The sequence below is a fragment of the Bacillus sp. FSL H8-0534 genome, assembly GCF_038005885.1.
Taxonomy (GTDB): domain Bacteria; phylum Bacillota; class Bacilli; order Bacillales; family Bacillaceae_G; genus Bacillus_A; species Bacillus_A pseudomycoides.
In genome coordinates this window covers 1-22,808 of the sequence record NZ_JBBOUC010000002.1, presented here as the reverse complement: position 1 = coordinate 22,808, position 22,808 = coordinate 1, and the positions used below count along the sequence as shown (strand labels likewise).

Sequence of the window (22,808 nt, the reverse complement as noted above, 5' to 3'; positions counted from 1 at the left end):
AAATTATCTATAATTTGTATAGATGGTAACTATAGTTATTTCTACCATAAAATTGATTGGTTTTACCTATACATTCTATAGATAGAACAATATTGATAGTTACCTATTTTTGCTATTAGAATTGAATATGAGGAATGTTCAGCAATTATTTCATGATGAAAAAGGTATTAGATGGGGAATTGCTACAAAAACAGAAAATGAATTCATCGGAACAATAGAGTTTCATGCTTAGAATTCACAACATAAACGTGCATAAATAGGTTACGAGATTCATCCGGATTATTGAAGAAAAGGATATATATTAGAATATTTTTTGGAGGTAGAAGAATGACAAAAATTACTGTAGGAACCGAAAATCAAGCACCAATTGAGATATATTATGAGGATCATGGTATAGGAAAACCAGTTGTACTAATTCATGGTTGGCCGTTAAGTGGTCGATCTTGGGAATACCAAGTTCCCGCTCTTGTTGAGGCTGGATACAGAGTTATAACATATGATCGTCGAGGCTTTGGAAAGTCATCTCAGCCGTGGGAAGGATATGAATATGATACCTTTACTTCTGATTTACATCAACTAATAGAACATTTAGATCTTCAAAATGTCACACTTGTTGGTTTTTCTATGGGTGGAGGCGAGGTAGCTCGGTACATTAGTACATATGGAACAGATCGTATTGAAAAGGCTGTTTTTGCTGGAGCAGTTCCTCCATATTTATACAAATCAAAGGATCATCCTGAAGGGGCATTAGATGATGCAGCAATTGAAGAATTCAAAAGTGGCGTGATAAATGACCGCCTTGCATTTCTTGACGAATTTACTAAGGGATTTTTCGCAGCTGGTAATCGAACAGATTTAGTTAGTGAGCCATTCCGTTTATATAATTGGAATATTGCAGCTAGTGCATCCCCTAAAGGAACACTCGATTGTATTACTGCCTTTAGTATGACCGATTTTAGAAAAGACTTGGAAAAGTTCAATATACCTACTCTTATTATTCACGGTGACTCTGATGCAACTGTACCTTTTGAGTTAAGTGGAAAACGCACATATGATTCCATTCCTGGTAGTAAACTCGCTCTTATAAAAGGTGGTCCTCATGGATTAAACGCAACTCATGCAAAAGAATTTAATGAAGCATTATTAACATTTTTAAAAGACTAATCTTTGATGACCTACCGGAGGCGGCTCAACAGTAATATCAAGAATAGTAACATGAATTTATCGATTAGAGGTTTTTTAGGTCTCTTAGGGGTATTGCTACATTGCTATCAAGATAATATTTTGAAGAATCCTCAAAACAAAGAAATGTACATTTCATCTGGAGATGTACATTTTTTCATTTTGGGGAAGAATGTATTTTTCAACATCGAAAGATTCATAAAAAACGTCATCCTTTCTAGTTAGCTTTTTAGAAAGAATAAAGTTTTTTTACTTTTGGGGGCACTTCAAAATATTAGCTTGATTGGCATGTGATCCCACCCACATTTTAACGAATGTTGGCGGTACGCCATATAGTAGTAAATGAAGCTTATATATATGTGATATAAGAGAAAAGGGCCCCCGTAAAAGGGGGCCTAATTTTACTGCTCAAGGTATGCTAGAAAAACGTTCCACCATTACTTTCCGTTAAATATTTGGTATCTACATAACCAAGGTCTTGAACGTGTTGATACAATTTCTGTAGTAACTCCTCATTTTTACATAAAATACTAATATCATAACTATCAACTATATTTAACAAGAATTCACAATCACTATTAATAAAATCCGTTGCTGTAATTATCGATGTATAATTTTCCTTTTCAGTAAAAGCAGACATCGTCAAAAAGAATAAATAATATTTCTGGTTTAAGGTATGTTCTAAATCACTCCCAGTTATGAAACGATCATTATTGAATGAAAATGCATTTGGAAAATCACCGTTAGAATCTTTAACGTATACTTCAGCCGTATCAATTTGCCATACATAGTTTTGGAAATTAAAAGGTTCTAATAAACTCAGTACGGATAAACTGAAATTTTCATCTTCTGGAGCGTGGAAATGTATTCCTATATTCATTGTATGATAACCTCCTATTTTTATTATTAATATATATAATTTAATTGTATAATAATGGAAAACGAGGATAGTTTTTAAAATTATTGACTGAACCCCATGCTCATCAAGCCAGGAAAATTGGTCGCCCCCCCAAATGCTAAAAACAAATCAAAAATTTTTCAATCTAATAATAATTGATTTTAGAATCCAATAGAGTTCCCCTCGATTTAAGCGGATTTTGAGTGTTAATATTTACCTGATAATATTATAATTTATTATATAGAAAATATATAATAAACGGAGAATTATCATGCTGAATATAGATATTAATCGTTTAACTGATATTTGTTTAGAATATCAACAGTCTAGATTTTATGTTGGTAGAATACCTGATGATTTCTTGTCAATTGCAAAAAAACGTTTCTCTATACCAAAGGATGATCAGATTATTGCTTTTTTAAGTTGTAATTTGTTTGGCTCAGGAAAATATGGTGTCTACTTTACAAGCTCAGGTCTATATTGGAAAAATTGGCTATTAGGTAAAGGAACTATGAAATGGGATAAATTAGATGAAGTGCAGCAAATTGTAATTGATAAAGATGGGTTTTTATCTTTTGATGCACAAAAAAGTTTTAATATTAACGGGAGTGATTATCCAACATTGTTATTTAAAGAGTTACTTATAGCTCTTAAAAATTCATTCCATAATTCAAAGAAAACTAATATACATCCAGTTGTAAAAACTGATGAGATAAAATCAATCTGTAATTTGTTTGAGACATATGATGAATTATTAGAACCTGATAATGGGTTGTTTATAGACACTCATATTTCAGACAAAAAGTTAAAGGTAATTTTGGCACGATATATTATTTCAAAAGAAGAAGAAATCATTGCTTTTTTAGATACATCTGTCCTTGGTAATTTGAGTAAAGGATCCGATGGGGTATTAATTTGTCAATCGGGTATATATTTTAGAGAAACTTTTGTACACTTGTATTTTCCATGGCATGTCTTTAGGAATATCCCTATTACTTTGGTTTCAAACGAGTTAGAAATCGGAAAAGGAAACATATTTCATCTTCAACATGCTAGAATGCCTAGTCAAGAGATTCTATTATTCATCAAGAATTTAAAACAGCAAGTTAATTCTTTATATGAGGAAAATAAGGGTTCTGTTGCAAAGTTTTTTTACACATAGAGACATGGGAAGATTGTGGTCAAGTTTTATGAAACCGTTAATAAATTCTGTAATTCGTTATTGAGAACCTCTAAAGCTTTTAAAATCAAGAACTTGTACTATTATCAATAGAGTATACTCTATTGATAAAGAGAAATTTAAACAAAGTTCAATTTATGGGCTGATGCTTTATTTATAATTGAAATTAGGGATATAAAAGCCTAATTTTAATTATTAGCCTCTTGTTTTTGTATTTATTTTCCACATTGTCCCCTCATGCCTTGAATCGTTTCCGTACCCCAATTTCCCCTTTTCGGGGATTTGTGCAAAACACCCATTTAAGCAAAATAGGAAAATGGTTTAGAAAAATAGAAAGTGAATGGAAATCACAAATACCTAACAATGAAAAGCAGATGGTATTAGAAGAAAAGTAACTACAAACAAACCAGGGGGCACATTCCATGTTTAATTTACAAGAAGGCATGTATGAACAATTGAAAGGTAAAAAAGAGGAAGTCACTTTATTTTTAAAGAGTGGGGTTCCAATACGTGGGCAAATCCTTGCAACAGATAGATTTATCGTCCTAATGATGGTTGGTGGTAAACAATATCTGGTCTATAAACAAGCCATTTCTACAATTGCTACGTAATACATACTGGATTTATGTAAATATTTCTCAATATTATATTATTGCTATATACACTATAATATAAGTAATTCTTTTTATTATTTATATTTTTGTTATTCCCTGTTGCAGAATCCTTATTGTAAGGATTCCTTTTTTTGTATTAAAAACCTACAATTAAAAAGATAAGACCGGGGAACACGATCTTATCTTTAGCGTAAGGGGGTCACTATACATCGCCATCAACTTAAGAAATTGATTGCTCCCCAAAACGAAAAAAATGAGTCAAATTCTCATTAATAATTGTAAAAAGGTAAAATTCTCGTTATGGGGTTATTTCAAAATCTTAGGTTGATGGACATGCGGCTGAACCCAAATGATTGTGAGAGTATCAAAATGTCCAAGTTTTATAGATTTTTTGTACCAGAACCACAAAAAGGTCCAATGCTAGGAGCATCGGACCCAAGGTTGCTTTTTCATCGGATATCTTCCAACTTCTTAATAATCATATTTGGTGTTGCCCACTCATCGCGATCGAAATCAGAAATAGATACTTCAATATTTAGACGTTCTTGGAATTCTACTAGTAAAGATACTGTACCAAAAGAATCAAGGATACCTTCTTCAAATAATTGCACATCAGGATTTTCTTTTACAATATCATTTTCACATACTTCTTCTAAAATATCTAATACTTGATTTTTGAATTCTGCCATTAAAAAAATCTCCTTTATATCTGAAATGTATTATTAGTAACTTCTTAGTTACAAGAAAAGAAATTACTTATTAAAAATAATTATTTAGGTGACCAGAGAAAATTAGGAAACCGAAACATACGAAATGGAATGTAATCACAATTGCAAGGACATGCATGAACGTATTGTTAGGCCAAAATTTATGCTTCTTGTTTTTTCGCTCGAAAATATCAAATAAAATAAACAGAGCAATATGATATAGACCATAAATCATATATTGAGCAATATGATGACCAGTAATATGCCAAATTCCCATGATAAAAAAATTTAAAAAGACGCCAATATATGAAGTCATATGGCGATTTTTAATGAGCTTTTTCTTTGTTGCGAAAAAGACAAAGCGCATGTAAATAAAGTCACGGAGCCAGAATGATAGGCTCATATGCCAACGATTCCAGAAATCTTTAATATTACGACTGATAAACGGTTTATTAAAGTTTTCTGGTGTTTTAATCCCCATCATATAACTGACACCAATTACAAATGAGCTATAACCTGCGAAGTCAAAGAAGAGATATAAACTATAGCTATACATGAAAATCATATTTGATAAAATTGTGTCTTGGTGAGCTAATGTTGCATCCATAATATGTTCTTTTATTAGGTAAGCAAGTATAAATTTATATAGAAAACCTTGGAAAATACGGTTAATACCTATATATAGTAGATTTTGATATTCCTCAGCACCTGGTGGTTTTTGAATATCTTTTTGGAACCTGCGATACCGATCGATAGGTCCGGTCGAAATGGCAGGGAAGAACAAAATAAATTCCCAGAAATTAAAAAATGAGCATTCTTTAATTAAGCCATCGCGAATTTCAAATACCATTTGTACTGCCCTGAATGTTACATAAGATATACCAGTAAAAACAATGAGTTTTAATTCAGGTACAAATGGTGCGATTTTTGCCAAAATCAGTGGCAAAATCGACAAAATAACAGCCATGTAAAACATGAACGTATTATTATTTTGTTTTCTTAGTAGTAAATAGCCTTTAATAAGGACATATTGCCAAATAATAAATACTGCTAACATCATCGCTTGATTTGGTTTATCCGAGAAGATAATAGCAAGCATAATTAGCGTTAGGACAGCATTATATTTGCGCAACATTTTACCTCTTAATCCAGCTATGATAGTAGGTATCAATAAAATACCCACTATAGCGAAAAAATAAAATGATCCATATGCGGTCATGCTGTAACCTCACTTTATAATGTTCTACAATCCATTATTCCATTTGGTCTCATGGAATAATGGATTGGCACATGAATTATCTCGGGATTATTTAGTAATCACTCATTGCGTCTTTTGGAAGGGCAAATGCTGATATAAATGCTTTTTCTATAAGCGCATATGCCGGAGCAATTTGTTCCTCTGAAGCCCCATGCATAACTTGTAACGCTAATCCATTCACTGAAGCCAATAAGGCCCTTGAAAATGCTGCTAAGTCAATGATTTCTACATTGGAAGTTTGAACATATTCTTGAATTATGTCTATCAATTGGTTCTGTAGAACTCGAATTTCTTCCATAATTTTCGGTGACCAAGCTGCTGCTGCTAATAAAGTAAAATACACCTTTCTCCATTCAGAACTTTTGAATTGGTGATGTACTACAAATATAAGTTTTTTTAATTTCTCTGAAAAATCTTGTATATTTGAGAGTTCCTTCTGAATTTCTTTAATTTGTTTTTGCATGACATAAGAGGTAGCGTTAACTAATAAACCCTCCTTTGTTGGAAAATAATAGTGAATTAAACTTAAAGTAATTCCCGCTTTTGTAGCAATATCTCGTAATGTAATAGCGGTTGTACCTTTTTCAGCTAAGCATTCAAACGTAGCCATTAGTATTTGATCCCGAGTAGCTTTTTTTTTTGGACTAGACATTGTATTTCACCATCTTATTTTTTATTTGGTCAACCGACCAATTTATACAAATCTATACTAACTTATTAGAGCATTCTTTACAATACTGAGTACCATCCCGTATCCACCAATCTAAGGTTTTAAAGTAACCCCTAAATGAAGATTTTTTTCTCTATAGTTAGTTATTTTGAGAATTCAGCTCTTTTTTTCTTTTTTTGGGAGTATATATTTTTTAAGTTGATGGGCATGGGGTTCAGCCGAGATACATGTGATTTTGGGTCATATTCTATATTTTATTTCCATTATCAGAATTTGGTGTAACAAAAAGGTGGTTTACTATTAATGTTACGAATTATTTTTGATACAGTATTTTGTTACAGCCAGTTCAATGATTGGGATATTTCATATTTTCAAATACAAAACGTAACAAAAACGGTCGTTTTTGTTACAAATATCACCCCAAAATATCATTTGGTGAAAATTGTCTTACTATGACCTAGTTTTACACGTATCTCGGCTGAACCTCATTTAGAAAATTTTGCAACAGATCCTGAGGAAGAAATTGAATTTCTCTCTACTTATTTCTATAAAGACGGAACGTACTATCACTATGTCGTGTAAACTAACGATTTTACTATTCTTGTAATGGCTAGCCAATTTAATGGTTATACCATTAGTCCCAATGCTAACCACTCGTGTAGTTGCCTAGCATTATTGTACATAGAAATAATTGCACATATACCTTTACCTAGAAGAACAGGAATAAGAATCCTATCATTACTTGCCGTGCCCCCATCAGTTTAGGGAGGTTTTTATCGCTTAACGAAGTATTTAATAATTTTATAAAACACAAATTATAGTATCAATAAAAGGAGGAAACGGAATGACTGTTTACAACAACAATCAAGGCGATGAACTGAATATAGATAGAAAACAGGCGACAAATAAAACCCGTTTAATTCATGATGATTTATATAAATCAGTTGAATGGGGAAAACTAGAAATAGAGCAGGAATTGGCCAGAAAGAACACACTGGTCGAGGTACCTTTACCTATCATTAACGGAAAAAATAATTTACCACCTGTATGGGATTTGAAAAGATATTCTTTTTTATTAAAGGAGCAAATACCTGATACTGTTCATCCAAAGCTGTGGGAACATGGTAAATTAAATCTTCATTCAGGATTATTTAAAGTAACAGATCGTATTTATCAAGTTAGGGGTTTTGATCTTGCTAATATGAGCATTATTAGAGGAAATACGGGTTGGATTATCATTGATTGTTTAACTTCTGCAGAAACTGCAAAAGCTGCCCTCAAATTAGTGAATGAACATTTGGAGAATATGCCCATTAGTGCTATCATCTTGACCCATTCCCATACAGACCATTATGGCGGAATCTTGAGTGTTTTATGTTCGGATACTGAAAAAAAAATAAACGTATATGCTCCAGAAGGTTTTATGAAAGCTGTCATTGAAGAGAATGTTACTGCAGGAGTAGCTATGTCTAGACGTGCTGTGTATATGTACGGAGAAGTATTACCTCATGATGAAAAAGGAGTAATAGATAATGGAATAGGAAAAGAGGTTTCTACTGGCACAATTACTCTGACCAATCATGTGAAAGAAATATCAAAAAGTGGTAACGGGCAGTATGTAGAAAAGGTAATTGATGGGGTGATTATACAGTTTCAACTTACCCCGGGTACAGAAGCGCCTGCAGAGATGAATATTTATATTCCAAGTGAAAAATCTCTATGTATTGCAGAAAATTGTTCTGCAACCCTCCATAATTTGTATACTTTACGAGGCTCACAAGTTAGAGATCCGATAGCTTGGGCAAATTATTTGCAACAGGCCATTGATTTATTTGGCGATAGTTTGACCACTGTATTTGGAGTTCATAATTGGCCGCGTTTTGGTAATCAACAGTGTAATGATTACTTGGAAAAACAAAGAGATGTATACCAATACATCAATGACCAAACCTTACGATTAATAAATCAAGGTTACACATTAGAGAAGGTAGGAAGAATAGTAAAACTTCCAAAGAGTTTACATGATGAATGGTACAATAGCTCATTTTATGGGACTGTTAATCATAACGCAAAGGCAGTCTATCAAAAATATATGGGATGGTATAGTGGAAATCCGGTAGATCTAAATAAATTATTTCCGGAGGACTCAGCAAAAAAATACGTGGAATATATGGGCGGTGAGGATTCCGTATTAGAAAAAGCAAAAAAATCCTTCCAAGATGGAGAGTATCAATGGGTAGCCGAAGTAACGAAACAAGTTATTTATGCAAATCCAAACAATGAAAATGCAAAGCTGTTATGTGCGGATGCTTTAGAACAACTCGGTTATATCGCAGAATCAGGTCCATGGAGAAATGAATATTTAACGGGAGCCCAAGAACTGCGTTCAGGTATTACACCTATTCCCATTTCAACCATATCAAAAAAGGTGTTAGATTCTTTACCTCTTCAAAATATATTATATTTATTTAGTATACGATTAGATGGAATAAAAGCAGGGAATTATGATTATAAAATTAATTTTGTGATTCCAGATCGAGATGAAGTAGCTTCTACTGAAATAAAGCGTGGGATATTTAGATACTTGAATAATGAATTAGCAGCAGATGCAGAGGTAACAGTTACTATGCAGAAAGACCAATTATATGAATTGGCGACTACGAATAATAAATCCAATAGTTCCATTATCATTATTCAAGGAGATAAAGATAAATGGCAATTATTCTTGTCGGCACTAGATAAAATAGATCCCAATTTCAATATCGTGACACCCATTTCTGAGGAGTAATAGCGTTTCGGTTCGGGTGCAAAAATATAAGGGAATAAAGTGCATGGTTCTGTTGCAAAGTTTCTTAACAGATAAAAAGTTGGTATGATTGCAGATGGATTTTATGCAATCGTTAGTAATTGCTGTAATTCATTATATGTTGAGAAAACGCAGTTTGGTTGCAAACTGTGTTTTCGTTTATATATGGCATGAATCGCTTCGATCCCTTTCAAGGTACACGAAGCATGGCGAAGATTTTGAAATCCTGCAGATTTGGCAAAACGGCCTTTTATATGTCTATGGTCCTGTTCTATGAGATTATTAAAATGCTTGATTGTACAATGATTTGTATGTTTATAAAAGCCTTGTTCCTTTAATTTTTTGAATGCACAAAGTAATGCTGGTGCTTTATCTGTTGTTAGAACCGTTGGTTCTCCAAACATTTTCACTAACCTTTTCATAAAGGCATATGCAACCTGATGATCCCGTTTTTTACGAAGTTGTAAAAAGAAAAGTGTACTTTAAGGAAATATTTCACATAAAAAATCCGATTCTCATGTATTTAAAGAATCGGATTTTTATTACTTTCTTTTTATTTGAGTTTCCCGTAATGGACGTAAATTTTCAAACTGTTTTTCTTTAAAATACTCCTTATATCATTTTCCTCCGCACACTTTTTCTAAAAATTAGCTCAGTTTAGAGATCTTTGCAACAGAACCTTCTTAGTCCTCTTTCGGAAGAACAATTCTTTTATACAATTGAACTGTAATGAAGTAGTAAATCGCGTAAATGACTACGAACATAACAATCGGAACCCAAATACGGAAATACGGATCATGTAATATAAATCCAAACATATTCATACCAACTAAAACGTGAGCAATACCCACGATCGCTGGGAATAAGAACACTAAAAATAACTCTTTATAAATAGACTTCGTTAATAGTTCGCGACGAACACCGATTTTACGAAGCATCTGATAACGTGTAATATCTTTTGATGCACCAGATAAAATCTTAAACATTAAACAACTTGCCATCATCGCTAAGAATGCAATTCCTAGGAAGAAGCCCATGAATACAGTTCCGCTTGTAAAGCCGTAAAACTCAGTGTATATAGAATATTTACTTGTCAACTCGACTTCTGCTATTTTATATTTAGCTAATTGCAATTCGTCAATTTTTTTCAATTCTTTTTTATATGTTAAGAAATCATTTGTTTTTCCAAGAAATGCAATGTTCTCTTTACCTTGCAAACCATCATACATTTTTTTATCTACAATTTTGATTGTTTGATTAGTGTATAGATAATGTGGTTGAATCTTTTTGAATGCGGCACGCCACTCCTCAGGAATCACATTATCAGATATCTTCTTAATATAACTTAAAGTAGCACCTACTGGTAATTCTTCAGAAACGCGTTTGATTTTACTGGCATCTGCCAGTCTTGTAGCATTTTTTGAATCTTGTACTAAAGGACGATTTTTCTCTAATTCTTCTTTTATATAATACACATATTTATCGTCTGTTTTGTAATGATATTCGTTTTTCTCTTGGAATGTCATACCATCTAATATTTTCTTTTCCTCTGTGCTTGGATTATGAATCGCTACATCATAAATCGCCAAAGTATCTACAGTACGCATAACGTTATTTTTAAAGGCCATACCAGTTGAAATTGCACCTGCTCCAAGTGCAACTAACATCGCTATTGTCGCTAGTACTTTTGTTAAACTATTAATACGGAAGTTTAATTGCGCGAATGTAAAAGCATTAAGACCTTTTTCACTACGTTTTTTATTACTCTTTAGTTTTTTAATCATAAATGGAAGGGCGGATCCAAATAACATGTAAGTCCCTGATGTTATTGTAATTAATGCTATGATAACTCCCATTTCTTGTAACTTAGATATATTAATCATGGAATGATAACCAACGCCTAGTAAAATGATTGCAAAGACTGCAACTATTCCCGTGATTTTCCCTTTAACCACAGGACGTTCGGTTTGCGCATCTGCATGTACAAGTTGTAATACTGAAATACGTGATAATTTAATGCTATTCATAATGGCAGCTAACACAAATAGTGCACAGAAGAAAATACAAGTAACAGTGATTGATGGAACATAAAAGGCTTGATAACCACCTCCAGTAAACTCAAGTTGCTTCATAAGTAACTGTCCAACCCCTTGTGAAAGACCTACACCGACTGCAATTCCGATTACAAGGGACGCCGCACCTAACACTATGGTCTCAATAAACATAAGAAATGTAACCTTATGCTTCTTTGCTCCTAACATCATATACATACCAAATTCTTTTTGCCGAAGTGATAGTAAGAAAGAATTCGCATACAAAATGTAAAAGAATGTGATGATCGCTAGTAGCACCGTACCAGCATGGAAGACGAATCCAATTTGACTAATAGTAGAATTGGATTTAAGAAATGCTTCATTCTGCGCTAATGTTTGGAACATGTAAAAAATTGAAATTGACATAACGAGACCAACAAGTAAGACGATATAATCTTTTAGCTTACTTGTTAGTCCTGACATGGAAAGCTTAAATAACATGCTTGAACCTCCTTTCTTATGCTTTTTTTGTACCTAAATCTGCAAGCACATCTAAAATTTCTTTATAGAACTTTTCACGCGTACCAGTACGATGAATTTCTTTATATAATTCGCCATCTTGAATGAATAGAATACGTCGGCAGTAACTTGCACTAAACGGATCATGTGTAACCATCATAATGGAAACACCTTGTTCTTCATTTAGATTTGTCATCGCATCTAAAAGACTCGTTGCATTTTTAGAATCAAGTGACCCTGTTGGCTCATCTCCTAAAATAATTGCTGGTTCATGTACAAGCGCACGGGCTGCTGCTGAACGTTGCTTTTGCCCACCAGATACTTCAGATGGATACTTTTGAAGTATTGCTGAAATCCCTAACATGTTCGCTACTTTTTCCACTTTCGGTCCAATCTTACGAGACGGAACACCTTGAAGTGAAAGCGGCAATGCAATATTTTCATAAATTGATAGGTTCTCTAGTAAATTAAAGTCCTGGAAGATGAATCCTAATTTTTGAGAACGGAAATCAGAAAGCGCTCCTTGCTTCATCTTCGTAATATCCGTGCCTGCAATTTCAACAGTACCGCCCGTTGCTTTATCCAATGTTGAGATTACATTTAGTAGCGTTGTTTTGCCTGAACCAGATGGTCCCATGATGCCAACAAATTCACCCTCATGAATCGAGAACGACACACCTTTTAATGCGTGTGATTGGCTTTCGCCTTTTTTACCGTATACTTTTTGGACGTTTTTAACGTCAACAACTGGTTTGTTCATATATATCCTCCTATACTTGTTTTTCCTTTTCCTATTCTGCATTTTTTCGACATAATCCGCCATGGATTAACATTACATTTACCTTACATTTTTGTAATATATAAAACCAGGTCCTGTTGCAAAGTTGAACAGTGTCCCAAAATAATAAATTTAGCATGAATCCCCTTTTTCGGGGGAATGTGCAAAAATACCCAGCATAAAAAATCGATTCCTTTACGTAAAGGAGCCGATTTTTTTAATTTGGCTTATTAAGCTAATGCCCCCATTAGTTTAATTAAAGGACATTTATATAGAAAACAGATGAATATTTTATTGGATTCTCATATGAACTATCATTAATTTACAAGTACTATTTGCCCTAACTCTGATACCAATATAAAGCGAGGTCATTCATTGTTGAAGCGTGCCCCTGTTGCCTTAGCATGGTTGTTATGTTACCTCGATGATAGGTACCATGGTTAGCAACATGAAATAAAATTTCTGAGTATGCAGTCTCTCTAGCACCTGACCAAGGATTATTCAAATTAATTTTTAGTTCTAAATCTTTTTGGCTATTCATCCATTCTTCATACTGTGAAGCTAGTTCTTCGAAAGACTTAATAAATTCATCTACAGAATATAAATTAGTCTTTTCTAATAATGACATAGAAGCTTCCAATGCTTCTTGCATACCAATTCCTTTAAGTACTTGTAACCACATTACATCTACTACATAGATATGGCTAAACGTTTGAGCAATATTTGGATATGAACTATTAGCCTCTTTATATAGGACATTGTTTGGTAATTCTTTTATTCTTTCTAGTAACACCTTATTAGCCCAAAGATGATACTTATACATATTTTTTGCATGGTTCATTTAACAGCTACTCCTTTAGTTCTGGTTTTTTAAAAGTTGATATCTAGATTATAAAAAAAGATATATGACAGCAGCTTGTCATATATCTTCATAAACTTTTATTATTTTTTTTGCCTCATCTATTAAAATTGATTGCAGTTCCATCGGTTTTACAATTTTAGCACCGCTACCAAAGCTTAAAAGAATCGATTTAAGCCATCCAGCCTGTAGAGGTTGATAAACAGAAATTGTAATTGTCATACTTCCGTCATCGTTAATGGTTTTTGAAGAATTCTGGAATTGGTCTAATGCTTCTGCTAAAGAATTAGGACTTACCCAGATTACTACATCCTCAAACCCCACCAGGTTACGGTTTGAATAAAATGCTTCATCTTTAATTTCGTGATTTTGTAGAAACTTTTCTTGTGTCAGAGTGACATCCATCATACGTGATAACCTAAATTCTCTATAATTCTGACGTTCTCTACAATAACCATATATATACCAGTTACGGAACTTATAATGAAGGTGAATAGGTTCTACTTCACGAGATGTAAATTCATTTTTATTGCTTACATAATTAAAGTGGATTACCTTTTTTTTATGTATAGCTTTTCGCAGATTCATTAATGAATTGGGTTCTGTTCTATGGCTTTCCAAGTCAACCAATAAAGACTTATTATTACTGTTTGTATCCAGTAATTTTAGCCTATCTATCGTATGTTCAATTTCTTTATCTTTAAAAATATTCGATAAACTACTTAATACTGTAATTAAATTCAGAATGTCATAAGAACCCATTAGGCTTTTATCAAATTTGTATCCCTTTATTATACCGAATCCCCCGTTAGTCCCTTGGTAAGAAACAACTGGTATTCCAGCAGCACAAATAGCTTCGATGTCCCTATAAATTGTCCGTGGTGATACTTGAAATTCATCAGCTAAACTAGAAGCTGACAAAATTTCATTATTTAAGAGCTTGAATATGATTGATATCAAACGTTCTAATTTCAATTCTCATTTCCTTCCCTTAATAATTGATTAAGCGACCATTGTCATTCCATTGACCGTACATTTTATTTTCTCTGGTATTTTCAATAAACTTATCCAATCTTTTATTAAAAATATTAGGTTCATTTCTATAACTTTGTATCGTATCAATTCTAATCCTTCTGTATAGATCAGGAAAATTAATGAAGTTTTGATATAATTGGTCATCTTCTTTCAGACGAGTTTCAATATCTGCATCTATAGTAAAAGATTCAGGTCGCATATCAGGAAGAACTCTCAGTCCTTCTTCTTTCATCAAACCTAATTGATATAATCTCCTTACTCTTTCCTTATTTAATTCTGTCCAATTACTGTTTTTCTTTCTTGGGGAAAGCCTTTGAGCAAGTTCAGTATCTGATATTTTCTTCTTTATGCCATCAATCCAACCAAAACATAGTGCCTCTTCAACTGCATCTAAATACTGAATCACTTCTGATTGCTCAGTTATACTTACTATCACCCAACAAAATCTTTCAGTTTTTGAATTTTCCTCAAGCCAATCTCTTAATTTCCACCTTGTCTTAACTCTAAGTAAATTCTCTATTTCCATTTTTAAATTTATCCTTTCTAAAATGAATATATGTCCTAAGTATAACTGTTTAATAAATTTGTTAGATCGGTAACATAAATGGTATCATATTCTCGAAAATCTCCTAGCATTTTTTTGAGTTGTTCGCAATCCTTTGTTACTCCAGAAACTTCTTCTTCAAAAATAATGTCCATTCATTGAAGAAGCCATAGAGATAGAATAGCTTTATTACATTTTGTCTTATTCCCCCTTTTCGGAGGATGGGAAAAAACACTCTTTACCGCTTTTTTATAGGATTTTTGTCTCGTAATGGTCTTAAATGATTGAAATTTGTTTTTTGGTTTAAGTTCCATACATAATCACCTGTCAACGTAATATGTTCCCATCCAAGTGGAGATATATGTTGTAAATATTCTTCTGGAATTTCCACGCCTTTTGCACGCAAAGCATCTACTGCACGTGATATATATACTGTATTCCATAATACAATTGCAGAAATAAGAAGTTGCAAACCGCTCGCTCTGTGTAATTGGTCTTCATAAGAACGATCACGAATTTCTCCTAATCGATTGAAAAATACAGCTCGAGCAAGTGCATGTTTTGCTTCACCTTTATTTAAACCAACCTGTACACGTCTTCTAAGTTCGGGACTCTGTAACCATTCTAACGTATATAAAGTTCTTTCAATCCTTCTTATTTCACGCAAAGTTACAGATAAGCTATTCTGTCGTGGATAGGCAGCCAGTTTTTTTAGAATAAGAGAAGCTGTGACGGTCCCATTACGAACAGAACTAGTTAATCGTAATAAGTCATCCCAATTTTCTCTTATTTTCTTTGTATGAATTGTTCCACCAATCATAAATTCCAGATGTGGTTGTTTTATGGGCTTGTCAAAAGTATAAATTTTATTTTTACTAAACGTTTTAATTCTAGGAGCAAATCGAAATCCTAACATATGACACATGGCAAAAATATGATCTGTAAAGCCTGCTGCATCCGTATAATGTTCTTCAATTTTCAAATCTGTTTCATGATACAGTAGGCCATCAATAATATGTGGCCCTTCTTCTGAAGAGCTGATAACTTGTACATAAAACGGTGCATATTGATCTGAGATATGTGTATAAAAACTTAATCCTGGATCTCTACCATGTTTTGCATTTACTTGTGCTAACGGACTAGACTGACCACCAGCTCTAAAGAATTGTCCGTCAGAAGATGAAGTCGAACCATCTCCCCAATGAGAAGAGAACGGGTATTTATGCTGAGAATCAGTGATTGCTCCAAGAGCTTTGGAGTAATTTTCATCCCTTATATACCAATCCGATATCCAAGCTAATTGTGTATAAGATATATTTGGACAAGCATCTTCATTCCTTTTTCTCTCCTTTTGTTCAATAACTTAATTCTATATATTTATCTGAACATAGATAAGTTTTCAAGGTTTTTGAACACGAAAAAAGGCGAAATTCATAATTTTTTGTTCAATATTAAAGTGTACAGAAATATATGTTAATTAAAAGTCAGAAAAGTAAATTGGATAAAAAATATTAATGGATATATTGAGTTATTACCTATTCAAATACCCTTACTAATATCAATTCATTTTATTAATAAAACTTATCTATATTCTGAAAAACCCCAACCCATTTACTCTTAAAATTTTTATTAATAAAAAACAACAGATATAAGCTTTATTTGATATTAATTGCATTTTAGGGCGTATGTAAGATATTATTTCTTTTAAATAAATTAACTTAAAAATTAAATATAAAAAGCCAAACAAACTTTAAAAATCACACTTAAATTAGAGGAGAGTACGATATGAATACAATCATGATTGTAGAAGATGATATAAAAATCGCTGAATTACTGGGAACTCATATTAAAAAATACGGATATCAAAGTGTTATTATAGAGGATTTTGAAAATATTTTAGCTACATTTCAAAAGATTAAACCAGATTTAGTGCTATTAGATGTAAATTTACCTAATTTTGACGGTTATTATTGGTGTCGCCAAATACGAGCTATTTCTACTTGTCCAATTGTATTTCTATCTGCAAGAAGTGGAGAAATGGATCAAGTTATGGCTTTAGAAAATGGTGGTGATGACTACATTACGAAACCTTTTTATTATGAAGTTGTAATGTCTAAAATCCGTAGTCAACTCAGAAGAGCATACGGTGAATATGCTCCTAAAGTAAAAGAACGAATAGTTGAGCAATCAGGATTATTCCTGTTCCCAGAAAGAATGGAACTTCAACTAGATGATAAGACAATTTTACTTACTAGAAAAGAAACAACTTTATTGGAAATATTGATAACAAAGTCTCCGCTCCTTGTAAAACGTGAAGTGATTTTAGAGCAACTATGGGATAGTTCATATATAGACGAGAATACATTGAGTGTAAATATAGGGAGAATTAGAAGGAAGTTGCAAGATTTAGGTATTGAAAACGCACTGGAGACAGTTCGTGGTGCTGGATATCGTTTGCATGCTACTTGGGAGAAGGAAGGAAAGGAATAATGAAATTATTTTTACAAGAACATATTCCACTCATTTGTTATACATTTGCCCAATTGCTTATCATTCTTTTTATATATTGGTTTGATGGTTATCCACATATTTTGACAGCATTATATTCTGTGTTTTTGGGTGTTTTTTTATTAATAGGTTATCTAATATATCGTTATTATAGTCATCGTTCATTCTACAAGCGTCTATCAACTCCAATGGAAACTTTAAATGAGTCAATAAAAGACAGTGATTTGACTCCATTATCAATGGCCTTAGATAAATTACTACAAACTCAATATCAATATTATCAAAACCAATTAAAAAAATGGGAACGAAAACAACAAGAACAAATGACTTTTATGAATCAGTGGGTTCATCAAATGAAAACACCTCTTTCTGTTATTGAGTTAATTACACAAGATGCAGATGACTCTCGATTTGACAGTATTAATGAAGAAACGGAAAGAATAAAAAAAGGATTAGAAATGGTCTTATATGTTGCTCGTTTAGAAACATTTGAACAGGATTTCCATGTAGACAGATTGAAATTATTGGGAATGATTGATTCTGTTATTCATGAAAATAAACGTCTGTTTATACGTAGTTATGTGTATCCAAAGGTAAAAGTAGATCCGAGTCTTATTGTAGAAACAGATAAGAAATGGTTTCGATTTATACTCAATCAAGTGCTGTCAAATGCAATTAAATATTCATCAAGTAAGAAAGAGAAAGTAATAGTATCAGCGTATTCAAAAGGACGAGCAATTATTTTGGAAGTAAGAGATTATGGAGTGGGTATTCCTACTGCTGATTTACCACGTGTTTTCAATCCATTTTATACTGGAGAAAATGGTAGGAAATTTAAAGAGTCTACGGGAATGGGATTATATCTTGTTAAAGAAGTATGTGAAAAATTAAATCATAAGATTGAGCTAGAATCTGAGGTAGGTAAGGGAACAAAAGTTAGAATCGTATTCCCATATGCATCTCGTTAACCGATGAAAGTTAGATTTTTCATCGGTTTTTTCTTTTGAATCTTACAAACTTGTTAGATAAATGTTAGGGAAATCGATATGAGACATACTATATATTGGTTACACTTTATGTATCGAAAAGAGAAATGGAAGGTGAAACACTTTGGAAATACTACATGTTTCAGATCTAGGGAAAGTTTATGCTGGGAAAATTTCTTATACAGCATTATCCCATATTGATTTAAAAATAAACAAAGGTGAATTTGTAGGAATTATGGGACCATCTGGGAGTGGTAAAACAACGCTATTAAATATGGTGTCTACTATAGATGCTCCAACATCAGGAGAAGTATTAATTCATGGAGAAAATCCATATCTGTTATCTCCAGATCAGTTGTCTTTATTTCGAAGACGTGAATTAGGGTTTGTTTTTCAATCATTTAATCTCCTTAATACATTGACAGTGAAAGAAAATATTGTTCTTCCACTTACGCTTGATGGTGTAAGCCCTAGAGAAATGGAAGGGAAAGTTGAAGCTATTGCTGAAAAACTGGGGATAACTGAAATATTAGATAAACGTACGTATGAAATTTCTGGTGGACAAGCTCAAAGAACAGCAATCGCACGTGCTACTATTCATAATCCGAAATTATTACTTGCGGATGAGCCCACAGGAAATTTGGATTCAAAATCTGCTTGTGATGTGATGGAATTATTGACAAGGCTTAACAAAGAAAATGACACAACGATGATGTTAGTGACACATGACGCAATGGCTGCGAGTTATTGTGATCGAATCGTGTTTATCAAAGATGGACAGTTATACAATGAGATTTATTGCGGAGATAATCGCAAAGTATTCTATCGAAAAATTCTAGAAGTTTTAGCATTATTAGGAGGAAATGCATATGACTTTTCGACAGTTCGCGTTTAATAACATCATTCGAAGTAAAAGAACATATTTGGCCCATTTTTTAAGTAGTACGTTTGCTATAATGATTTTCTTTACTTATGCATTACTTGCATTTCATCCTAATTTACAAGGCGATCTTGCTACCAGTGTAACAATCAATACATTTGCAAAGTCAGGATTACAGATATCGCAGGGGTTAATATTTTTCTTTTCATTCTTCTTTATCCTATATTCTGTAAGTGCATTTTTAAAAACAAGAAAAAAAGATTTTGGAATTCTAATGCTACATGGGATGTCACGTTCACAGTTGAATAAATTAGTATTTATTGAAAATATAATAATTGGTATCGCTTCTATTTTAACAGGAATTACAATTGGAATGGCGTTCTCTAAGTTTATCTTAATTATGAGCAACAATCTGTTAATAATTGATAAAGGACTCCCATTTTACATGCCCTTTAAAGCAATTGGAATAACATTTGGAGCTTTCTTCTTACTATTTTTATTTATTTCACTTTTCACTTCTCGACTAGTAAATGTAGAGCAATTAGTAGAATTAATAAAAGCAGAGGAAAAGCCAAAGCCTGAACCAAAAGCATCCTTTTGGCTATCTTTATTCGCACTTATTTGTATGGGATTAGGATATACGGCTGTCTTCCATAGTGTTAACGCAATTCAGTACAAGGGTGCGAATTATGTATTTTTCATGATGGCGGCAGGGGTGAGCTTTGTTGTACTTGGAACGTATTTCTTATTTACCCAGCTCAGTGTGTATGTGTTACGTGCATTAAAGAAAAGGGAAAATATTTTCTTTAAGAAAACAAACATACTAACCATCTCAGATTTAGTGTATCAATTAAAAGATAATGCAAAAATGTTTTTTATGGTCACTATTATTTCTACCGTTGCCTTCACTGCAGTGGGGACTTGTATGGGATTAGGCAACTCATCCATGGCTGAATCGGAAAGTCCTTTTGCATTTTCTTATCAGTCTTATAATAATAACCATTTAGAAAAAGAACATCTAAAAAAAATAGAAAGCGAACTCCATGATGGTGAGTTTAATTTCAAACAGGTGACTTATTCAATAAAACAAATTCGAGATACTCTCTATAACAGTAATTTATTATCAACCGTTATAAAATTAAGTGATTATAATAAGTTAGCTAAGGCATTTGGTTTTGAAAAAGAAAGCTTAAAAGATGAAAATGATAGTGTTGTCATACCTTCAAGAAAAGTTGCTAATACAAAATCTAATCAAAATAACTTTCAATTGTTGTATAGAAATATAAAAAAAGATATGCATGTAAATAAAATAGTTACTCCGAAAGAATTACAAGAAACAAGAGTAACGATAATTATTGTACCAGACGCTGTATATAATCAAATGATAGCGGATCCAGAGAATTACTATTTTGAAACCACTATTAATGGTTTTATTGTGAAAGATTGGGAGAAAACAAAAAAAGTTGCGGAAAATATTGTAGCTGCTTTTCAGAAGGATAATAAAGGTATAAATGAGCATATAGTAGACAACGAAAAATATACATTTTCGACTTTAATTCTTACATGGATAGTGATGAGGCAAGGGTTTGGACTTGCATCTATCATGAGTGTATTAATAGGCATTGTTTTCTTTACGTTTGCTGCAAGCTTTTTATATTTCCGATTATACACAGACTTAGAACGAAATCAGCAGCAATATAAAATGATAGCAAAGGTCGGTTTAAGCAAACCGGAATTAAAGAAAATTGTGTCACGTCAACTTACATTGTTGTTCTTTTTACCAATTTCAATAGCGATTACACATAGTACGGTTGCTTTTATGGCCTTACAAAAGTTAGCCAATTTTTCAGTTTTGGGTAGTTCAGTTATGGTATTGATTTGTTTCTTAGTTTTGCAAATTATATACTTTTACTTTGTTCGTTCTCAATACTTGAAAAAAATGTATAAAACTATTTTTTAATTCAAAAATAATAAAAAGTAGGAGAATAGAGGGTGAAAAAAAGACTAGGATTATTAATAGTAACAGGCATTTCTATTACCTTATTAGGAGCATGTTCATTATTTGGTACAAAAAACTCCCCAGCAAATGGGCTTTCAATAGAGGTAGAGCAGTTAAATGAACAAACAAGAAATTCTATAATAGACCTATACAAAGATATAACCCTATCACAAGATCAATTTAAAATAAAAGAAGGGAGCATAGATAATAACAAGCTCAACATAAAGCTCCCGACACAGTTTGGGGATGCTAGGGCAGATACTCCTAGTAATTTACTATTTATAAGCAGAACAACTGCTGAAAAAATGTACAAGAAGGGACTTATACGTAAAAGAGATAATAATGGGGGGCTCACATCTTCAGTCTCAATTGACTCGTTACCAAAAGTAAAGAAAGATGAAACCATTTTATTTGCAAATAAAGAATATAAAGACTTGAAAGAAATAACATTTGATGAGAAAAAAATGAATGTTCAATACAAAGGGGATGTATGGTTATCTCCATATCGTGATGGATCCAACGTAATCCTATTAATTGTAGATGATACAGTATTTAAAGAAATAAATGGGAAAGAAAAAACAAGAATATTTCTATCTTTTAATAAATCTTTTGGGAATCTTAATGTAGCCTCTCAAGGGAAAGCACCAGAATTAACAACGGAAATAAGGAAAGTTCAGACGGCTTTAGGCACTGAGGAAAAGAGAGCTGTCAATTTTGTAAATATCACTGAAAAGTAAACAATTACTTTTATATAGAATAAAAGTTTAGAACATATTAATCATCTTTGAAAAAATCAATAAATGTTTTTTGCAAAGATGATTATTTTTAAGGACACAAATAAGTGGATCTGATTTTTTAGTCAGAATAAAAAAATCAGATCCACTTTTGAAATTATAACCATCATCTAAATTTACACACTTGTTTTTTTTGTGTCTAAAATGTGTCTAAACGTACAATTTTCCCGCAATGATATGGTGACCCATGCCCATCAACTTAAGAGTGTAAACAAATTGAACTCTTGTTCAGCCGGATTAAAACATTGTTAAAATAAAAGTATATTCTTAAAAATGCGCATACCAAATAAACCCTAACGGGTCTCACTTTTTTAATTATGCAATTTTCTTTTGTTTCCTCAATCCACTATACTCATACACAACACCCATAATATCAAAGACAGTTTTCTTCTCATATCTGTGAGATTTCCGTCCGTTCTTCTGTAGAAGATGGAACAGGCGGATTAAAATTTTTGTTATTTCTCGGGTGTTTTGCTGTATAGCTTGATAAAGAATGTATAGATGGTCTTGAATCATTCCAATGGCTTTATATTCGCTTAATTCTCTTTTCTTCTTTCT

At 32.5% G+C, this 22,808-nt stretch carries 18 protein-coding genes and 3 pseudogenes; 9 read left to right on the top strand and 12 right to left on the bottom strand.

Annotated features, from left to right (window positions below; translation table 11 throughout):
• Positions 1 to 327 precede the first annotated feature (327 nt).
• Positions 328 to 1,164 carry an alpha/beta fold hydrolase gene (locus MHH71_RS27080; RefSeq protein WP_006097249.1) on the top strand — a complete coding sequence of 279 codons (837 nt, stop codon included), beginning with the start codon at positions 328 to 330 and terminating at the stop codon, positions 1,162 to 1,164.
• Between the two features lie 436 nt (positions 1,165 to 1,600).
• Here MHH71_RS27080 and MHH71_RS27075 read toward each other — a convergent pair whose 3' ends face one another.
• Positions 1,601 to 2,062: a DUF2691 family protein gene (locus MHH71_RS27075; protein ID WP_006097248.1), complete on the bottom strand. Its 462-nt coding sequence runs from the start codon at positions 2,060 to 2,062 to the stop codon at positions 1,601 to 1,603.
• Positions 2,063 to 2,351: 289 nt separating this feature from the next.
• Here MHH71_RS27075 and MHH71_RS27070 point away from each other — a divergent pair, with 289 nt between their 5' ends.
• Together MHH71_RS27070 and hfq are read left to right on the top strand one after the other, a co-directional pair.
• Entirely contained in the window at positions 2,352 to 3,242 is an 891-nt protein-coding gene (locus tag MHH71_RS27070; protein ID WP_006097247.1) for a hypothetical protein, read from the top strand.
• Positions 3,243 to 3,682: 440 nt separating this feature from the next.
• A complete protein-coding gene (gene hfq / locus MHH71_RS27065) occupies positions 3,683 to 3,871 on the top strand; it encodes an RNA chaperone Hfq (RefSeq protein WP_006097244.1) in 189 nt (62 codons plus the stop codon).
• A gap of 452 nt (positions 3,872 to 4,323) precedes the next feature.
• Here the strand turns inward: hfq and dltC are convergent, their stop codons facing one another.
• From dltC to MHH71_RS27050, 3 genes are all read right to left on the bottom strand, one after another.
• The gene (gene dltC, locus MHH71_RS27060; protein WP_006097242.1) at positions 4,324 to 4,563 is read right to left on the bottom strand and encodes a D-alanine--poly(phosphoribitol) ligase subunit DltC; all 240 of its coding nucleotides are present in this window, start codon (positions 4,561 to 4,563) and stop codon (positions 4,324 to 4,326) included.
• Positions 4,564 to 4,633: 70 nt separating this feature from the next.
• Positions 4,634 to 5,800, bottom strand: coding sequence for a D-alanyl-lipoteichoic acid biosynthesis protein DltB (dltB, locus tag MHH71_RS27055; RefSeq protein ID WP_033799428.1), 1,167 nt, complete (start codon positions 5,798 to 5,800; stop codon positions 4,634 to 4,636).
• A 91-nt stretch (positions 5,801 to 5,891) separates the two neighbouring features.
• Positions 5,892 to 6,491 carry a TetR/AcrR family transcriptional regulator gene (locus tag MHH71_RS27050; RefSeq protein WP_033799427.1) on the bottom strand — a complete coding sequence of 200 codons (600 nt, stop codon included), beginning with the start codon at positions 6,489 to 6,491 and terminating at the stop codon, positions 5,892 to 5,894.
• Positions 6,492 to 7,353: 862 nt separating this feature from the next.
• Here MHH71_RS27050 and MHH71_RS27045 point away from each other — a divergent pair.
• On the top strand, positions 7,354 to 9,297 hold the full coding sequence (locus MHH71_RS27045; protein ID WP_006097237.1) for an alkyl/aryl-sulfatase: 1,944 nt from the start codon (positions 7,354 to 7,356) through the stop codon (positions 9,295 to 9,297).
• A gap of 101 nt (positions 9,298 to 9,398) precedes the next feature.
• Here the strand turns inward: MHH71_RS27045 and MHH71_RS27040 are convergent.
• The 7 genes and pseudogenes from MHH71_RS27040 to MHH71_RS27010 all read right to left on the bottom strand — a co-directional run.
• Positions 9,399 to 9,782 (bottom strand): annotated as a pseudogene (locus MHH71_RS27040) (DDE-type integrase/transposase/recombinase); the annotation flags it as partial.
• Positions 9,783 to 9,998: 216 nt separating this feature from the next.
• Positions 9,999 to 11,849: an FtsX-like permease family protein gene (locus MHH71_RS27035; protein ID WP_006097235.1), complete on the bottom strand. Its 1,851-nt coding sequence runs from the start codon at positions 11,847 to 11,849 to the stop codon at positions 9,999 to 10,001.
• Positions 11,850 to 11,865: 16 nt separating this feature from the next.
• Positions 11,866 to 12,627, bottom strand: coding sequence for an ABC transporter ATP-binding protein (locus MHH71_RS27030; RefSeq protein WP_006097233.1), 762 nt, complete (start codon positions 12,625 to 12,627; stop codon positions 11,866 to 11,868).
• A 358-nt stretch (positions 12,628 to 12,985) separates the two neighbouring features.
• Entirely contained in the window at positions 12,986 to 13,486 is a 501-nt protein-coding gene (locus MHH71_RS27025; RefSeq protein WP_006097232.1) for a DinB family protein, read from the bottom strand.
• 78 nt (positions 13,487 to 13,564) lie between these two features.
• On the bottom strand, positions 13,565 to 14,479 hold the full coding sequence (locus MHH71_RS27020; RefSeq protein ID WP_003209996.1) for a helix-turn-helix transcriptional regulator: 915 nt from the start codon (positions 14,477 to 14,479) through the stop codon (positions 13,565 to 13,567).
• Between the two features lie 16 nt (positions 14,480 to 14,495).
• Positions 14,496 to 15,065 (bottom strand): YdeI/OmpD-associated family protein, encoded by a 570-nt coding sequence (locus MHH71_RS27015; RefSeq protein WP_006097229.1) that lies wholly within the window; start codon positions 15,063 to 15,065, stop codon positions 14,496 to 14,498.
• 256 nt (positions 15,066 to 15,321) lie between these two features.
• A pseudogene (locus tag MHH71_RS27010) lies at positions 15,322 to 16,413 on the bottom strand (Tn3 family transposase); the annotation flags it as partial.
• A gap of 455 nt (positions 16,414 to 16,868) precedes the next feature.
• Between MHH71_RS27010 and MHH71_RS27005 the strand changes: the two are divergent.
• The 5 genes from MHH71_RS27005 to MHH71_RS26985 all read left to right on the top strand — a co-directional run bounded on the left by MHH71_RS27005 (position 16,869) and on the right by MHH71_RS26985 (position 22,193).
• Complete coding sequence (locus tag MHH71_RS27005; RefSeq protein ID WP_006097225.1) at positions 16,869 to 17,573, top strand: response regulator transcription factor; 705 nt, start codon at positions 16,869 to 16,871, stop codon at positions 17,571 to 17,573.
• On the top strand, positions 17,573 to 18,559 hold the full coding sequence (locus MHH71_RS27000; RefSeq protein WP_006097224.1) for a sensor histidine kinase: 987 nt from the start codon (positions 17,573 to 17,575) through the stop codon (positions 18,557 to 18,559). Before MHH71_RS27005 ends, MHH71_RS27000 begins: the two co-directional genes overlap by 1 nt.
• A gap of 142 nt (positions 18,560 to 18,701) precedes the next feature.
• Positions 18,702 to 19,472, top strand: coding sequence for an ABC transporter ATP-binding protein (locus MHH71_RS26995; RefSeq protein WP_006097222.1), 771 nt, complete (start codon positions 18,702 to 18,704; stop codon positions 19,470 to 19,472).
• Entirely contained in the window at positions 19,447 to 21,417 is a 1,971-nt protein-coding gene (locus tag MHH71_RS26990; protein WP_033799426.1) for an FtsX-like permease family protein, read from the top strand. Before MHH71_RS26995 ends, MHH71_RS26990 begins: the two co-directional genes overlap by 26 nt.
• 32 nt (positions 21,418 to 21,449) lie before the next feature.
• On the top strand, positions 21,450 to 22,193 hold the full coding sequence (locus MHH71_RS26985; protein ID WP_006097219.1) for a lipoprotein BA_5634 family protein: 744 nt from the start codon (positions 21,450 to 21,452) through the stop codon (positions 22,191 to 22,193).
• Between the two features lie 372 nt (positions 22,194 to 22,565).
• On the opposite strand, the pseudogene MHH71_RS26980 reads toward MHH71_RS26985, so the two are convergent.
• Positions 22,566 to 22,808: pseudogene (locus MHH71_RS26980) on the bottom strand (IS4 family transposase); the annotation flags it as partial.

Bases quoted from the DNA above. Each gene is read 5' to 3' on its own strand.
- MHH71_RS27075 (WP_006097248.1), bottom strand. From the start codon at position 2,062: ATGAATATAGGAATACATTTCCACGCTCCAGAAGATGAAAATTTCAGT.
- MHH71_RS27025 (WP_006097232.1), bottom strand. From the start codon at position 13,486: ATGAACCATGCAAAAAATATGTATAAGTATCATCTTTGGGCTAATAAG.
- MHH71_RS27000 (WP_006097224.1), top strand. From the start codon at position 17,573: ATGAAATTATTTTTACAAGAACATATTCCACTCATTTGTTATACATTT.
- MHH71_RS27005 (WP_006097225.1), top strand. From the start codon at position 16,869: ATGAATACAATCATGATTGTAGAAGATGATATAAAAATCGCTGAATTA.
- MHH71_RS27050 (WP_033799427.1), bottom strand. From the start codon at position 6,491: ATGTCTAGTCCAAAAAAAAAAGCTACTCGGGATCAAATACTAATGGCT.
- dltB (WP_033799428.1), bottom strand. From the start codon at position 5,800: ATGACCGCATATGGATCATTTTATTTTTTCGCTATAGTGGGTATTTTA.
- MHH71_RS27015 (WP_006097229.1), bottom strand. From the start codon at position 15,065: ATGGAAATAGAGAATTTACTTAGAGTTAAGACAAGGTGGAAATTAAGA.
- MHH71_RS26990 (WP_033799426.1), top strand. From the start codon at position 19,447: ATGACTTTTCGACAGTTCGCGTTTAATAACATCATTCGAAGTAAAAGA.
- MHH71_RS27070 (WP_006097247.1), top strand. From the start codon at position 2,352: ATGCTGAATATAGATATTAATCGTTTAACTGATATTTGTTTAGAATAT.
- MHH71_RS27030 (WP_006097233.1), bottom strand. From the start codon at position 12,627: ATGAACAAACCAGTTGTTGACGTTAAAAACGTCCAAAAAGTATACGGT.
- MHH71_RS27035 (WP_006097235.1), bottom strand. From the start codon at position 11,849: ATGTTATTTAAGCTTTCCATGTCAGGACTAACAAGTAAGCTAAAAGAT.
- dltC (WP_006097242.1), bottom strand. From the start codon at position 4,563: ATGGCAGAATTCAAAAATCAAGTATTAGATATTTTAGAAGAAGTATGT.
- MHH71_RS27080 (WP_006097249.1), top strand. From the start codon at position 328: ATGACAAAAATTACTGTAGGAACCGAAAATCAAGCACCAATTGAGATA.
- MHH71_RS27045 (WP_006097237.1), top strand. From the start codon at position 7,354: ATGACTGTTTACAACAACAATCAAGGCGATGAACTGAATATAGATAGA.
- hfq (WP_006097244.1), top strand. From the start codon at position 3,683: ATGTTTAATTTACAAGAAGGCATGTATGAACAATTGAAAGGTAAAAAA.